This is a genomic window from Prauserella alba (assembly GCF_024171735.1).
Classification (GTDB): domain Bacteria; phylum Actinomycetota; class Actinomycetes; order Mycobacteriales; family Pseudonocardiaceae; genus Prauserella; species Prauserella alba.
In genome coordinates, this window is record NZ_JAMTCH010000004.1 from 1,447,817 (window position 1) to 1,460,839 (window position 13,023).

The 13,023-nt window shown below is 69.0% G+C and carries 15 protein-coding genes; 6 read left to right on the plus strand and 9 right to left on the minus strand.

Annotated features, from left to right (window positions below):
* Positions 1-106: 106 nt before the first annotated feature.
* Both LY12_RS15585 and LY12_RS15590 read right to left on the minus strand, forming a co-directional pair.
* The gene (locus tag LY12_RS15585) at positions 107-682 is read right to left on the minus strand and encodes an HtaA domain-containing protein (protein WP_253857228.1); all 576 of its coding nucleotides are present in this window, start codon (positions 680-682) and stop codon (positions 107-109) included.
* 143 nt (positions 683-825) lie between these two features.
* Complete coding sequence (locus tag LY12_RS15590) at positions 826-1,077, minus strand: metallothionein (RefSeq protein ID WP_253857230.1); 252 nt, start codon at positions 1,075-1,077, stop codon at positions 826-828.
* A 104-nt stretch (positions 1,078-1,181) separates the two neighbouring features.
* Here LY12_RS15590 and LY12_RS15595 point away from each other — a divergent pair, with 104 nt between their 5' ends.
* Positions 1,182-1,793: a DinB family protein gene (locus LY12_RS15595; protein WP_253857232.1), complete on the plus strand. Its 612-nt coding sequence runs from the start codon at positions 1,182-1,184 to the stop codon at positions 1,791-1,793.
* 106 nt (positions 1,794-1,899) lie between these two features.
* Here LY12_RS15595 and LY12_RS15600 read toward each other — a convergent pair whose 3' ends face one another.
* Positions 1,900-2,949 carry an NBR1-Ig-like domain-containing protein gene (locus LY12_RS15600; protein WP_253857234.1) on the minus strand — a complete coding sequence of 350 codons (1,050 nt, stop codon included), beginning with the start codon at positions 2,947-2,949 and terminating at the stop codon, positions 1,900-1,902.
* Positions 2,950-3,262: 313 nt separating this feature from the next.
* Between LY12_RS15600 and LY12_RS15605 the strand changes: the two genes are divergently transcribed.
* The 3 genes from LY12_RS15605 (at position 3,263) to LY12_RS15615 (ending at position 6,073) form a co-directional block, all read left to right on the plus strand.
* Positions 3,263-4,147: a peptidoglycan-binding protein gene (locus LY12_RS15605; protein WP_253857236.1), complete on the plus strand. Its 885-nt coding sequence runs from the start codon at positions 3,263-3,265 to the stop codon at positions 4,145-4,147.
* A 176-nt stretch (positions 4,148-4,323) separates the two neighbouring features.
* Positions 4,324-5,184, plus strand: a complete 861-nt coding sequence (locus tag LY12_RS15610) for a M23 family metallopeptidase (RefSeq protein ID WP_301302519.1) — start codon at positions 4,324-4,326, stop codon at positions 5,182-5,184.
* 43 nt (positions 5,185-5,227) lie between these two features.
* The gene (locus LY12_RS15615; RefSeq protein ID WP_253857238.1) at positions 5,228-6,073 is read left to right on the plus strand and encodes a peptidoglycan-binding domain-containing protein; all 846 of its coding nucleotides are present in this window, start codon (positions 5,228-5,230) and stop codon (positions 6,071-6,073) included.
* Between the two features lie 373 nt (positions 6,074-6,446).
* Here LY12_RS15615 and LY12_RS15620 read toward each other — a convergent pair whose 3' ends face one another.
* The 5 genes from LY12_RS15620 to LY12_RS15640 are packed head-to-tail and all read right to left on the minus strand — an operon-like array spanning position 6,447 to position 10,681.
* Entirely contained in the window at positions 6,447-8,816 is a 2,370-nt protein-coding gene (locus LY12_RS15620) for an ATP-binding cassette domain-containing protein (RefSeq protein ID WP_253857239.1), read from the minus strand.
* 46 nt (positions 8,817-8,862) lie between these two features.
* Positions 8,863-9,309 (minus strand): nitroreductase family deazaflavin-dependent oxidoreductase, encoded by a 447-nt coding sequence (locus LY12_RS15625; RefSeq protein WP_253857241.1) that lies wholly within the window; start codon positions 9,307-9,309, stop codon positions 8,863-8,865.
* A gap of 7 nt (positions 9,310-9,316) precedes the next feature.
* Complete coding sequence (locus LY12_RS15630) at positions 9,317-9,736, minus strand: VOC family protein (RefSeq protein WP_253857243.1); 420 nt, start codon at positions 9,734-9,736, stop codon at positions 9,317-9,319.
* Positions 9,737-9,745: 9 nt separating this feature from the next.
* On the minus strand, positions 9,746-10,183 hold the full coding sequence (locus tag LY12_RS15635) for a helix-turn-helix transcriptional regulator (protein WP_253857245.1): 438 nt from the start codon (positions 10,181-10,183) through the stop codon (positions 9,746-9,748).
* 51 nt (positions 10,184-10,234) lie between these two features.
* A complete protein-coding gene (locus tag LY12_RS15640; protein ID WP_253857246.1) occupies positions 10,235-10,681 on the minus strand; it encodes a cytidine deaminase in 447 nt (148 codons plus the stop codon).
* 288 nt (positions 10,682-10,969) lie between these two features.
* Between LY12_RS15640 and LY12_RS15645 the strand changes: the two genes are divergently transcribed.
* Both LY12_RS15645 and LY12_RS15650 read left to right on the plus strand, forming a co-directional pair.
* Entirely contained in the window at positions 10,970-11,389 is a 420-nt protein-coding gene (locus LY12_RS15645) for a YciI family protein (RefSeq protein WP_253857247.1), read from the plus strand.
* On the plus strand, positions 11,386-12,618 hold the full coding sequence (locus LY12_RS15650; RefSeq protein ID WP_253857248.1) for an RNA polymerase sigma factor: 1,233 nt from the start codon (positions 11,386-11,388) through the stop codon (positions 12,616-12,618). The genes LY12_RS15645 and LY12_RS15650 overlap by 4 nt, the downstream gene beginning before the upstream one ends.
* Before the next feature lie 155 nt (positions 12,619-12,773).
* On the opposite strand, the gene LY12_RS15655 is transcribed toward LY12_RS15650, so the two are convergent.
* The coding region (locus LY12_RS15655; RefSeq protein ID WP_372493516.1) for an IS30 family transposase at positions 12,774-13,023 on the minus strand (250 nt) is incomplete at its 5' end.

Genomic DNA, 13,023 nt, shown 5'->3' on the forward strand with positions numbered 1-13,023 from the left:
CCACCGGAAATTCAACCACGACCTGCTCGGCCGCGTGGCCGGCTTGTGACCCGTTCGGCGCGGAGACGATCGGTGGTCGACCATGCCGATGCAGGTCACTGCGGGTTCATCCGGCTGGTACGGCGAAGGTGACGGGGTCGAACGGCTGCCCGGCCGGGTATTGCTCGTTGAACAGCTCGACGCCCTGCTCGGTGAGCCTGGCGGGGACGTCGGACCACACCCGCAGGCCCTGGCCGGTGACGGGTTCGGTGGGTTCGAGCGTGGCGAGCGGCATCCGCATCGACGTGTCGGGCCAATGCTCCACGTCGACGACCGTGAGCACCGCCCCGCCGGAAGTGAACTCGACCCACGGGTCCTTCAACATCACGAACAGCAACCCCGCGTGGCCGACGAGCCGCACGTCGCCCCGGAACCGGAGCACGTCGTCCCCGGTGGACGGGACCGCGGAGTCGGCAGGCTGTGGCACCGGCCCGTCCGGCTGCGCGGCCACGGGCCGTACCGCGGTGCCCTGCGCAGGATCGCCGACCGCCGCCACCGCTTCGACGGGCTCGAAGTGGAAGAAGCTGCCGTCGACGACGGAGCCGCCGTCCTTGGCGCCGCAACCGCCGTCCCTGAGCCGGGACACGTAGGCGACGAAGCTGCGTTTCAGACCCCAGGTCAACCCCGGCTGCGGAACACCCACGCGACCTCCTCGTCACTCCGTTCGAGAACTCGGGGCGCTCCCGCCGGGCGTTCACCCTTGGACAGGACGGCGCTCGTATCCCCGGACGTTCACGAATCGGGCGCGACGGTACGGGATCACGCCGCCGGGTGACCAGCGTTGGCTCACGCGGTGCCGACCGTGTCCTGCAGTTCAGCGCCGGCGCCGGTCGCCGTGCGGGCACAGTGGGCGCAGCAGAAGAACCGGCCGTTGACCGACGCGCCGTGGCCGATCACCCGGCAGCCGCAGTGTTCGCACACGGGAGCCAGCCGGTGGATCGCGCATTCGAACGAATCGAAGACATGCACCCCACCGCCCTGGGTGCGGATCTCGAACGTCAGCTCGTAGTCGTTGCCGCAAACCTCGCAGGAGGCCATGGCCCTTCCTTCCGTCGGCGGTCCGTTGGCACGCATAGGCGTTCCCGCATACGTCGCGCGAAAACCCTTCGCGGCCTCGTCCGGGCACATCTACGCTCTGCCCGGTGGACGACCGGCACGCGGGCGACAGCGAGCCCGAAACGCAGACCGACACGCTGCTGCGGTATCTGCAGCAGGCACGCGACACGCTGTTGTGGAAACTCGACGGGCTCGGCGAGTACGACGTCCGCCGTCCGCTCACCCCGACCGGAACGAACCTGCTCGGCCTGGTCAAACACGCCGCCGGTGTCGAATTCGGCTACTTCGGCGAACCGTTCGGCCGCAGCCCGCAGGGAGCTCCCGCCTGGCTCGACGGGCTGGACGACGACCCGCTCGTCGACATGTGGGCGCGGTCCGACGAATCGCGCGAGGACGTCGTCGCCCTGTACCGCACGGCGTGGGCCAACACCGACGCCGTCCTCACCGGGTCGGATCTCGGCACCCGGGGACGTGTTCCCCACTGGCCCGCGCACCGCAATCCGGTGACGCTGCACCAGCTCGCGGTGCACGTCATCGCCGATACCCAACGGCACGCCGGCCACGCCGACATCCTCCGGGAGCAACTCGACGGCACCGTCGGCTACACCGCGGCGGCCTCGAACCTGCCGCACACCGACGAGCGAGCCTGGCGCGCACACGTGGCGAAGCTCGAAGCGGCGGCGCACCTACGGAGGTGACACGAACCCACCCTGCACGCGGCTGCTCACCCCGGCCCTGTGACGTGACGGCCGCCGCCGCTGACCGCACTCGGCGGAGTCGCGCGTGAGCCGTGGCGCGCGGTCACTACTCGACCGGCCCCGACGCACCGGCACGGACGTGCACGAGGAAGTAGGCAGGGCGGTACTCGGGCAGCAGCTGCCGCCCGGTGTGGTCGACCATCTTCCAGCGAACCTTGCAGGTCGTGGGTTCCTCAGCCGCGGTAGCCGTCACCGGCACCTTCACGCGCTCACCCGGCGGTGTGTCCGAGATGCGCACCCGCTGCGGGGCCCGACAGTGGTGCGGACCCGTTTCGTTGTCCATCCGCTGCAGGTAGCGGCCCTTCCAGTGCACGGTGCCTGCGTTCTCCAGTTCGAAGGTCCGTGTGAACTTCTGCTGCGGCGCGACCACGGCACCGTCCGGGATGCCGAGGTCGCGGGCCAGCTTGCTCGCATCGCCCTCGTACACCGGTTCGGAGAGCGCGCCGGCTTCGGACGCACTGCTGGACTCGCCGCCCGCGGAGTGCTGTCGGTCGGCCTCGGCGCGACCGTCGTCACCGCCGAAGGCCCACAGCCCGCCCGCAACGGCGACCACCGCGAGCACCACCAGCGGCACGGCGAGCCAGCGCCGCGAGACGCCGCGACCGGCCGATGCCGCGGCGCTCGAACCTGCCGCATCCGCCCCGTCGGCGCCCTGTTCGTAGTTGTGCTGCGCCGGCACCGAGGTTGCCGCACCGGTCCCGTCCACCACCACGGCATCCGAAGCGGCGGCGTCGCGGGAAGCTGCACCGGACGCCGAATCCACGGCCCTTTCGTCTGGACCACCGGTCTCGACAACAGGCTCAGTTCCGGCGGCGGGTTCGGGGAGTTCACCCGACAGCACTGCCCTGGTGCGCCGGTACCTCGCGCACCACTCGGCCTCGTCACCGCCACATGCGCGCACGAACTCCCGCACCGTCTCCCACGGCTGCAACCGGCGCCCCGTCACGGTCAGATGGAGCGTCGCGTGCGACACCGCACCCGACAATTCGGCCATCTTGCGGAAGGACGGGTTCCCCGCCTGCTGTCTGAGACGTTTCAGCTCCGCCATGAACTCTTCGAGCGCAGGCGGCCGTTGCTCACCTTCGGCGTCGGACACGGCCTCGGTCCTCCTTCTCGAGCGTCTGCGGATGTGACGCCGGCTACGCCGCAGCGGTTGCCGATCTGTCAAAAATGCCCGTTCGGACTTCACTCCGGCAACACGACTCGTCACAGGAAGAGGCCGCGGACCGATCGCACCCCAACCGCTGTCATACAGCGCTGACCTGCGGCTTCAGCATGCAACGTCCGGGTGTCGGGCCTGTCAACCGGTGTCATACGGCGTCAGAAGGATTGCCCAACACGTTCCGGACACCTCGCCCGTTCGCCACTGTTCCTCCCAGCAACGCACCACGGCTGGAAGAAGGAAGCGAATGAAAGCGAAGCGCCCCGTGTCGACGGCGGTGACCGGCCTCGCCGCAGCGGCCGTAATGGTGAGCCTGCCCATGTGCGCGGCGGCCGGAAACTCCGGGCCCACGGGTGGAGCCGGAACCGGAGCCGGAGCCGCGGAGCTGCCGAAGGTGAACATGGCGGCGGTCCTGGAGGCCGCGCAGATCGACCCGCAGCGCCCGGACCAGACCCTCACCGACGGAGCGGCCAAGCACGTCAAAAAGGTCGAGCGGGAGCTCGCCGAGCGCGGGGTACTCGAACAGAAGTACGTCGACGGCCATTACGGCACGGCCACCCTCGACGCCTACTCCGCGTTCCAGCGTTCCCTCGGCTACGAAGGGCTCGCCGCCAACGGCATCCCGGGGCACCGTTCCTTGACCGCGCTCGGCGACCACGCCTTCGACGTGACGCACATCGTGCGGCCCGGCAAGCGCGTGACGTTGGACGGCGCGACGTTCAACAAGCGCACCAAGGACATGCTGCTCGAATCGCAGCGGCTGACCGGCGTGACGTTCGACGTCGAGCAGGGTTCGTACAACCCGGGCGGCGACCCGACGTCGGCGGGCACCCACGACGGCGGCGGCGCCGTCGATCTGTACGTCGACGGGATGAGCCCGAAGAAGCGCACCCAGGTCGTGCGCGCCATGCGCAAGGTCGGGTTCGCCGCCTGGTACCGCTCGCCCGCGCAGGGCGACTGGGGGCCGCACATCCACGCCGTCGCGCTGGCCGACCCCGATCTGTCCGAACCGGCCCGCGCGCAGACCGGTGACTACTACCTCGGCAAGAACGGTCTCGCCAACGATCTGCCCGACGACGGGCCCAAGGTCAAACCGATTCGCACCTGGGAGGGATACCAACGGACACAGTGATCGCGCCTGAGACACGGGCGGCAGCCGCGCAGGGAGTGCGCATCGATTTCGATTTCTGACGTCGGGAACCGGTGGGGCGCGCAGTGAGGTCCGAACCTCGGCAGTTGCGCACGCGCTCGTGGAGACCCCGTCGTCACCGATTCACATCCCATCAATCTTCGCCTTCGAGGAGAATCATGAAGTTCCGCAAGATCTCGGCGGCCATCGGTGCCGTCGCCGTCGCGGCGAGCGCGGCACTGGTGTCGATCGGTGCCGGCCAGGCTGCCGCGGCCCCCGCGTTCAAGATGCCGTTCAAGTGCGGCTACACCGCGACCGCGGCGACGTGGCAGGGCCACAGTCCCGAGAACTCCGTCGACTTCCAGAAGTCCGGTATCTGGAAGACGCCGGTCGTCTCGTCCGCGCCCGGCACCGTCTCGCGTGTCGCGAACGAGGGCAACACCAGCTACGGCAAGTGGATCGAGATCGACCACGGCGGCGGCTGGAAGACCCGGTACGCCCACCTGTACTCGCAGGGCGTGAGCGTGGGCCAGAAGGTCAACGCCGGTACTCGCATCGGCCGTGTCGGCAACACCGGCGGTTCGTCCGGTCCGCACCTGCACTTCGAGCAGCGCCTCAACGGCGTGGCCAAGCGCGTCGTGCTCGGCGGCAGGAACGTCCCGTACTTCACCAAGACCAGCTTCACCAGCAAGAACTGCGGCGGTGGCGGATCCAACCCGTACACGGCGAAGGAGATCTGCGGCAACGGCTTCAGCGTGATCAACCAGCAGGGCCTGAGCGGCAACGGCCGGGTGTACCTGATGTACAACTCCGGCTCCGGCAAGAACTGCGTCACCACGATCAAGAACACCAAGATCGGCAAGGCCAGCGCGACGTCGGCGTTCCTCGAAGTCCAGGGCGGCAGCCGCAAGACCGACAAGGGCAAGTTCAGCTACTACGCGGGGCCGGTGAAGGCCCAGGCCGCCGACAAGTGCGTCAAGTGGGGCGGCTCGGTCGGCGACAAGTCGTTCACCAGCAAGTTCGGCCACTGCGGTTCTTGATGCCGCGGCTCCTGATCCCCGAATTCGACGCGAAGGACACCTCATGCGCAAGATCGCAGCGACGGCGTTGCTGACGGCGGTGGCCGCGGCGGGACTCGCACCCTCGGCCGCGACCGCGAGTGAGCCGAACACCGCGGCTCCGGCGGCGAAGGCCGGTTCGGTCAACATGGAGAAGGTCGTCAAGGCCGCCATGTGGGATCCGTACAAGCCGAACACGTCGATCGTTCCCGGTGCGGGCAAGTCGGTGACGAAGGTCGAGAAGGCACTCGCCGCAAAGGGAATGCTGGCAGGGAAATACGTCGACGGACACTTCGGCACGAGCACGATCTCGGCGTACGCCGAGTACCAGCGTTCACTCGGCTACTCCGGGCTGGCCGCGAGCGGCCTGCCCGGCAAGGGTTCGCTGACGAAACTGGGACGCGACGCCGGGTTCGACGTCACGCGGAAGATCAGCGTGGGCGGCAAGATTCGGCTCGGTTCGGGTGACGTGCTGAACCGGCGCACGCTCGACATGTACGAAGAGGCCGAGAAGATCTCCGGGATCGACCTGACCGTCACGCAGGGCTCGTACACCGGGTCGAACCCGGGCTCGGCCGGCACGCACGACGGCGGCGGCGCCGTCGACATCTCGGTGCGCGGCATCAACGCGTACAAGGCCGTCAAGGCGCTGCGCAAGGTCGGGTTCGCCGCCTGGCACCGCACCGCCGACCAGGGCGACTGGGCGCCGCACATCCACGCGATCGCCATCAGTGACACCGACGTGTCACCGGCGGCGCAGAAGCAGGTCGGCGACTACTTCCGCGGCAAGAACGGCCTGGCATCGGGCGCACCGGACGACGGCCCGAAGGTCGAGAAGGTCACGTGGGAGGAGTACCGGCGCAGTAACTGATCACCCCCGCGGGACGATCGGTACCGGTGAGGACCATTCGGGCTCGCGGGATTCTCCTCCGCCGCGCGGGCGAGTGGCACGAGCCTCCGAAGCTCCCTCCCGCTCGCGCGGTGGTCCAGCCACCGGTCCCCACCGGGCCACTGGGGGTATGCACGGGCGGAAATCTCCCCCATGCGGCAGCCGCCCGTGCATACAGGCCCGGCCTGGCGGCCGGCCGGAACCGCCCCGGTTCGTCATCCCCCGAAGGACGAACCGGGGCGGTTCCGTATCCGGCCCCCCGGGAACTGCAACGCCGCCCGGGAACTGCAACACGGGCTCCGGAATCCGCAACACGGCCCCTGGAAAACGCAACACGGCCTGTCAACGACAGTGGTCAGGCGATGTACTCCGCGAGGTGCTGTCCCGTCAGCGTCGAACGCGAGGCGACGAGGTCGGCCGGACTGCCTTCGTAGACGATCCGCCCACCGTCGTGACCGGCACCGGGGCCGAGGTCGATGATCCAGTCGGCGTGGGCCATCACTGCCTGGTGATGCTCGATGACCACGACCGACTTGCCGGAATCGACGAGCCGGTCCAGCAACGCCAGCAGCTGGTCGACGTCGGCGAGGTGCAGCCCGGTGGTCGGTTCGTCCAGCACGTACACACCCGCGGACTCCGTCATGCGCGTCGCGAGCTTGAGTCGTTGCCGTTCGCCGCCCGACAGCGTGGTCAGCGGCTGGCCGAGGGTCAGGTAGCCGAGGCCGACGTCGTCGAGTCGTTTCAGGATCTTGTGTGCAGCCGGTATCTTCGCCTCGCCTGCGGAGAAGAACTCCTCGGCGTGAGCCACCGACATCGCGAGCACCTCGCTGATGTCCTTGCCGCCCAGCGTGTACTCCAGCACCTCGGCCTGGAATCGCTTGCCCTCGCACACCTCGCAGGGCGTGGGCACCCCGGCCATGATCGCCAGGTCGAGGTAGATGACGCCGGCACCGTTGCAGTTGGGGCACGCACCGTCCGAGTTCGCACTGAACAGTCCCGGTTTCACACCGCCGGCCTTGGCGAACGCCTTGCGAATCGGGTCGAGCGCGCCGGTGTACGTGGCCGGGTTCGACCGGCGCGAACCCTTGATCGCACTCTGGTCGACGATCGCCACGTCGTCGCGTCCGGCCAGTGAGCCGTGGATCAGTGAGCTCTTGCCCGACCCGGCCACACCCGTGACGACCGTGAGCACACCGAGCGGGATGTCGACGTCCACGCCGGTCAGGTTGTGCAGGTCGGCACCGCGGATCTCGAGCGCGCCGTCGCCGGTGCGCACCGACGGTTTCAGCGCGGCGCGGTCGTCGAGGTGTTTGCCCGTGAGCGTGTCGCTGCCTCGCAGGCCGTCGACCGTGCCCTCGAAGCACACCGTCCCGCCGTCGGTTCCCGCGCCGGGACCGAGGTCGACGACGTGGTCGGCGATCGCGATCGTCTCCGGCTTGTGCTCGACGACCAGCACCGTGTTGCCCTTGTCCCGCAGCCGCAGCAGCAGGTCGTTCATGCGCGCGATGTCGTGCGGGTGCAGTCCGATGGTGGGCTCGTCGAAGACGTACGTGACGTCCGTCAGCGAGGAACCGAGGTGGCGGATGAGTTTGGTGCGCTGCGCCTCACCGCCGGACAGCGTGCCCGACGGCCGGTCCAGTGACAGATAGCCGAGCCCGATCTCGACGAACGAGTCCAGTGTGGACTGCAGCATCTCCAGCAGCGGCTGCACGGACGGTACTTCGATCCCGCGAACCCATTCGGCGAGGTCGCTGATCTGCATCGCGCAGACGTCGGCGATGCTCGCACCGTCGATCTTCGACGAGCGCGCCGTGTCGTTCAGCCGGGTGCCGTCGCATTCGGGACAGGTCGTGAAGGTGATGGCCTTGTCGACGAACGCGCGGATGTGCGGCTGCATAGCCTCGCGATCCTTCGACAGCATCGACTTCTGCAACTTCGGGATGATCCCCTCGTAGGTGAGGTTGATCCCGTCGACCTTGATCTTGGTGGGTTCCTTGTGGAGCAGGTCGTCCAATTCGGACTTGCTGAACTCGCGGAGCGGCTTGTCGGGGTCGAAGAAGCCGCAGCCGATGTAGATGCGCCCGTACCAACCGTCGGCGCTCCAACCGGGAATCGTGAACGGGCCCTCGCGCAGCGATTTGCTGTCGTCGTACATCGCGGACAGGTCGAAGTCGGTGACCCGCCCCGTGCCCTCGCACTCCGAGCACATGCCGCCGAGAATGCTGAAGCTGCGCCGCTCCTTCACCTTCTTGCCGCCACGTTCCATCGTGACCGCGCCCGCGCCGCTGATCGACGCCACGTTGAACGAGAACGCCTTCGGCGACCCGATGTGCGGCTCGCCCAGTTTGCTGAACAGGATCCGCAACATCGCACCGGTGTCGGTCGCCGTGCCGACGGTCGACCGCGGATCCGCGGCCATGCGCTCCTGATCGACGATGATCGCCGTGGTGAGACCGTCGAGCACGTCGACGTCGGGCCGCGCCAGTGTCGGCATGAACCCCTGCACGAACGTGCTGTAGGTCTCGTTGATCAGCCGCTGCGATTCCGCGGCGATCGTCGCGAACACCAGTGAGCTCTTGCCCGAGCCGGACACGCCGGTGAACACCGTCAGCCGCCGTTTCGGCAGTTCGATGCTGATGTCGGCGAGATTGTTCTCCCGCGCGCCCTGCACGCGGATCAGGTCGTGACTGTCGGCGGCCGGTACCGCCGGCGTGTCCGTGCTCATCGGCTCTCTCCAGTGGGTCGGTTCGGTTCGGGCGCCCGCGACGCGGTCAGCGGCGGGTCAGCCGCACGACGGGATACTGCCTGCTGTGCTTGCGCTGATACTTCGCGATGCGCGGCTGCTCCTCGACGATGCGCAGCCACGCCCGCTCCCGCTCGGCGCCGTCGAGGACCCGCGGGGTCACCGCGACGGGCTCCTGCCCGTGCCACTCGGCCGTCGCCTGCTCCGGGCGTGCCATCAGGTTGACGTACCAGTCCGGATGCCGCTCACCGCCGCCCGAGGCGAGGATCAGCCAGGCCTCGGGGTCGTCGTCGGCGAACCAGGTCAACGGGGTCTCCCTCGGCTCGCCGGAGCGCTTGCCGACGGTGTGCAGGATCAACAGGTCCATCCCCATCGACCGGCCACCCTTGCGGCGGATGCGTTTCCTCGTGGAGGCGTTGGCCCGGTGCTGGATCCACCGCGACAGCGCGCTCGGGCCCGCGGTCTTCGTGGCCATCGCCTGCTCACCCCACCTGCTGGATGCGGATCATGTTGCCCGCCGGGTCGCGCAGTGCGCAGTCGCGGATGCCGTACGGCTGGTCGATCGGCTCCTGGACGACCTCGACGTCGCCCTGCTGGACCTTGGCGAACGCCGCGTCGACGTCCGGGGTGGACAGGTTGATCATGGCGTACGTGCCCTTGGCCATCATCTCCTCGATGAGGCTGCGCTCGGCGTCGGTGAGACCGGGTGTCGCCTCGGGCGGGTACAGGACGACGGACGTCTCCGGCTGGCCGGGCGGGCCGACGGTGATCCAGTGCATGTCGCCGTACTCGACGTGGTTGCGCACCTCGAAGCCGAGGACGTCGCGGTAGAAGGCGAGTGAGGTGTCCGGGTCGGCCAGCGGAAGCATGGCCTGGGCGATGGTGAGGTCTGTGCTGCTCATGGCTTCACGTTAGGACCTGCGCGGCGCGGGCGCTTCTCGATTCCTGATCGGCCTGGTGACCTGTTTCGCCACGCACGCGGGCATGCCGTCGGTCGCGCCCGCCTGCTGCGCCCGGTACCGGCTCGGGGACATGCCGACGAGCTCGCGGAACCGCGTGCTGAACGTGCCGAGCGAGGAGCCGCCGACCTCGAAGCAGACCTCGGTGACACTCAGGTCACCGCGGCGCAGCAGGGTCATGGCGCGTTCGATCCGCCGGGTCATCAGGTACGAGTACGGCGACTCGCCGTAGGCCTCGCGGAACCGCCTGCTCAGGTGGCCCGCCGACAGGTGCACGCCGCGCGCGAGTGCATCGACGTCGAGCGGCTGGGCGTACTCCCTGTCGATCCGGTCGCGCACCTTGCGCAGCAGCGCGAGTTCGCGCAGGCGCGCCGCGTCCGTGATGCTCACCCTGGTAAGCGTGCCACGAGACGCCGACCTTTCGGGAACGCAGGACGAGCGTCAGCGCCACGGGATGTCGTCGAACACCGCTGCCCAGTAGTGCGGCAGCGCCTCGCCGAGGGTGATCCACGCCGGATCGCCGCGGGTACCCGTATCGCCGGGCACCGCTACGCGGACATCCGGGCCGTGCCCGGCGAGCCGCTCCCGGCACACCCCGCAGGGGCTGAGGACGACGAACCGGCCCGGCGCCTCACGCGCAAGGCACACCGACGCGACGATCGCCCGGCCGAGCCGGAACGCCGCCGCGAACGGTTCGGTCTCGTGGCAGATCTCCACGCTGGGGTTGGCGACGTCGGGAGCGGTACCGGTCAGGATCGTGCCGTCGTCGAGGAGCATGGCTGCGGCGCCGCGTTCGACGTCACCGGCGAAGCGGGTCTCGATCAGCTCACGGCAGGCCGATACCGTCTCGGCGAGCCGGTCCGGGGTTGCGGTGGCGGTCGGAGTCACCCGCCGGAGCCTACGTCAGCCGGAGCTCACGGCAGGCCGTGGAGCGAGCCCGGCGGCCCCCGGGATGCGGAGCCCGGGATTCGACTCGCCGTGATGCGGGAACACGTGCGCGACGAACGCGAAGGAGACCGCGCCGACCGGCGACGATGCGGACCTCACCCGTCGCAGGCGCGGGCCGGGCGAGGCACCTCGAAGAAATTTTCTCCGGGCTTGTCGATTTCCGGGGGCGCCCGTTCGACCTAGGTGAGAAGCTCCACCAAGGGGGCTTCACCGGCGAAGGAGTAGACAATGAAGTTCATGCTGATCATGCGGGCCACCGACGAGACCATGGCGGCTTTCGAGAACGTCGATTTCAACGAAGTGATCGCGGTCATGGGCCGCTTCAACGAGGAGATGATCAACGCCGGGGTCATGGTCGGCGGCGAGGGGCTCGACCCGCAGGACCCGGGCGTGGTTGTCGACTACTCCGGCGAGACACCCGTCGTCAGCGACGGTCCGTACGGCGAGACCAAGGAACTGTTCAACGGCTTCTGGATGCTCGAGGTCGCCTCCAAGGAAGAGGCCGTCGAATGGGCGAAGCGCGCTCCGCTGCAGGGACCCGGCAGCAAGATGGAGATCCGCCGCGTGACCGGGGTCGACGAGTTCCCGCAGGACAACGAGTGGGTCCAGAAGGAGAAGGTCTGGCGGGAACAGCTCGGCACGGCGTGAGCACGGCAGCCGAGACCGTCGCGGCCCGGCGCCGGGTCGAGGCGCTGTGGCGGATCGAGTCGGCGCGGATCGTCGGTGCGCTCGCGCGGTACACCGGCGATCTCGCGCTGGCGGAGGACGTCGCGCAGGAAGCCCTCGCCGAGGCACTGGTGAACTGGCCTCGCGAGGGCGTCCCACGTGATCCGGTGGCGTGGCTGCTGACGACGGGCAGGCGGCGGGCGATCGACACGTTCCGCCGGCGGGCGGCATTGGACGAACGCCTGCCGCAGCTGGACACCGGATCCGCTCCGGAACGGCCCGACGACACCGACGACGACGTCCTCACTCTCATGTTCACCGCGTGCCACCCGGCGCTCTCCCGCGAGGCGCAGGTGGCGCTGACGTTGCGCGTGGTCGGCGGTCTGGCGAGCGACGAGATCGCGCGGGCGTTCCTCGTCTCGACCGCCACCGTGCAGGCGCGCATCACGCGGGCGAAGAAGTCGCTCGGTGCGGCCGGCGCGGGGTTCGAAACGCCGCAGGCCGACGAACTCGGTGCGCGGCTCGCTTCGGTGTTGAGCGTCGTCTACCTGATCTTCACCGAGGGGTCGTCGGCGAGTTCGGGCGGTGCGCTGATCCGGTTCGACCTGGCGAGCGAAGCGCGACGGCTCGCAAGGGTGCTGGCGCGGCTCATGCCGGGGGAGAACGAGGCGCACGGGCTGCTGGCACTGCTGGAACTGACGTCGGCACGCTTCCCCGCGAGGACCGGCGCCGACGGCGAACCCGTGCTGCTCGAGGACCAGGACCGGCGGCTGTGGGACCGCTCGACGATCCGAAGGGGAAGGGCGGCGTTGCGGTCGGCCGAACGGATCGGCCGGGGGCTCGGCTACTACGGACTGCAGGCTGCGATCGCCGAATGCCACGCGGTCGCCGGGTCCGTCGCCGAAACGGACTGGGAACGGATCGTGGCGCTGTACGAGGCGTTGGGAACGCTGGCGCCGTCACCGGTCGTGGAACTCAACCGTGCGGTGGCGGTGTCGATGGCCCGCGGCCCCGGCGAGGCCCTGCCGTTGGTGGACGCCGTCGCCGACGGCCTCGCGGATTCTCATCAGGTGGCGGGCGTGCGCGGCGAACTGCTGCGCCGCCTCGGCCGCACCGCCGAGGCACGCGCCGAACTGGAGCGTGCCGTGTCCCTGTGCGGCAACGACCGCGAACGCACCGTCCTCACCCGCAAACTGGCCGCCCTCGACTGAACGATGCCCGTGTTGCGGATTCCGGGGCCCGTGTTGCGGATTCCGGGGGCCGTGTTGCGGATTCCGGGGCCCGTGTTGCGGATTCCGGGGCCCGTGTTGCGGATTCCGGGGGCCGTGTTGGGTGGTTTCTTGGGGTGGTTGCAACGCCTGTTGGCCTATGTGGTTGTGAGTAGATCACGCAGGCGCTCGGCTGGGGTGGCCCAGCCGAGTGTTTTGCGTGGTCGGCCGTTGAGTTGCTGGGCGACGTGTTCGAGGTCTTCGGCGCTGTGGGCGGACAGGTCGGTGCCTTTGGGGAAGTATTGGCGGAGTAGGCCGTTGGTGTTTTCGTTCGAGCCGCGTTGCCAGGGTGAGTGGGGGTCGCAGAAGTAGACCGGTATGCCGGTGGCGACGGTGAACTGTGTGTGT

What these genes read in the sequence shown, in the direction of transcription:
- LY12_RS15590 (WP_253857230.1), bottom strand. Translation starts at nt 1,077, where the DNA reads ATGGCCTCCTGCGAGGTTTGCGGCAACGACTACGAGCTGACGTTCGAG.
- LY12_RS15605 (WP_253857236.1), top strand. Translation starts at nt 3,263, where the DNA reads ATGAAAGCGAAGCGCCCCGTGTCGACGGCGGTGACCGGCCTCGCCGCA.
- LY12_RS15610 (WP_301302519.1), top strand. Translation starts at nt 4,324, where the DNA reads ATGAAGTTCCGCAAGATCTCGGCGGCCATCGGTGCCGTCGCCGTCGCG.
- LY12_RS15615 (WP_253857238.1), top strand. Translation starts at nt 5,228, where the DNA reads ATGCGCAAGATCGCAGCGACGGCGTTGCTGACGGCGGTGGCCGCGGCG.
- LY12_RS15620 (WP_253857239.1), bottom strand. Translation starts at nt 8,816, where the DNA reads ATGAGCACGGACACGCCGGCGGTACCGGCCGCCGACAGTCACGACCTG.
- LY12_RS15625 (WP_253857241.1), bottom strand. Translation starts at nt 9,309, where the DNA reads ATGGCCACGAAGACCGCGGGCCCGAGCGCGCTGTCGCGGTGGATCCAG.
- LY12_RS15630 (WP_253857243.1), bottom strand. Translation starts at nt 9,736, where the DNA reads ATGAGCAGCACAGACCTCACCATCGCCCAGGCCATGCTTCCGCTGGCC.
- LY12_RS15645 (WP_253857247.1), top strand. Translation starts at nt 10,970, where the DNA reads ATGAAGTTCATGCTGATCATGCGGGCCACCGACGAGACCATGGCGGCT.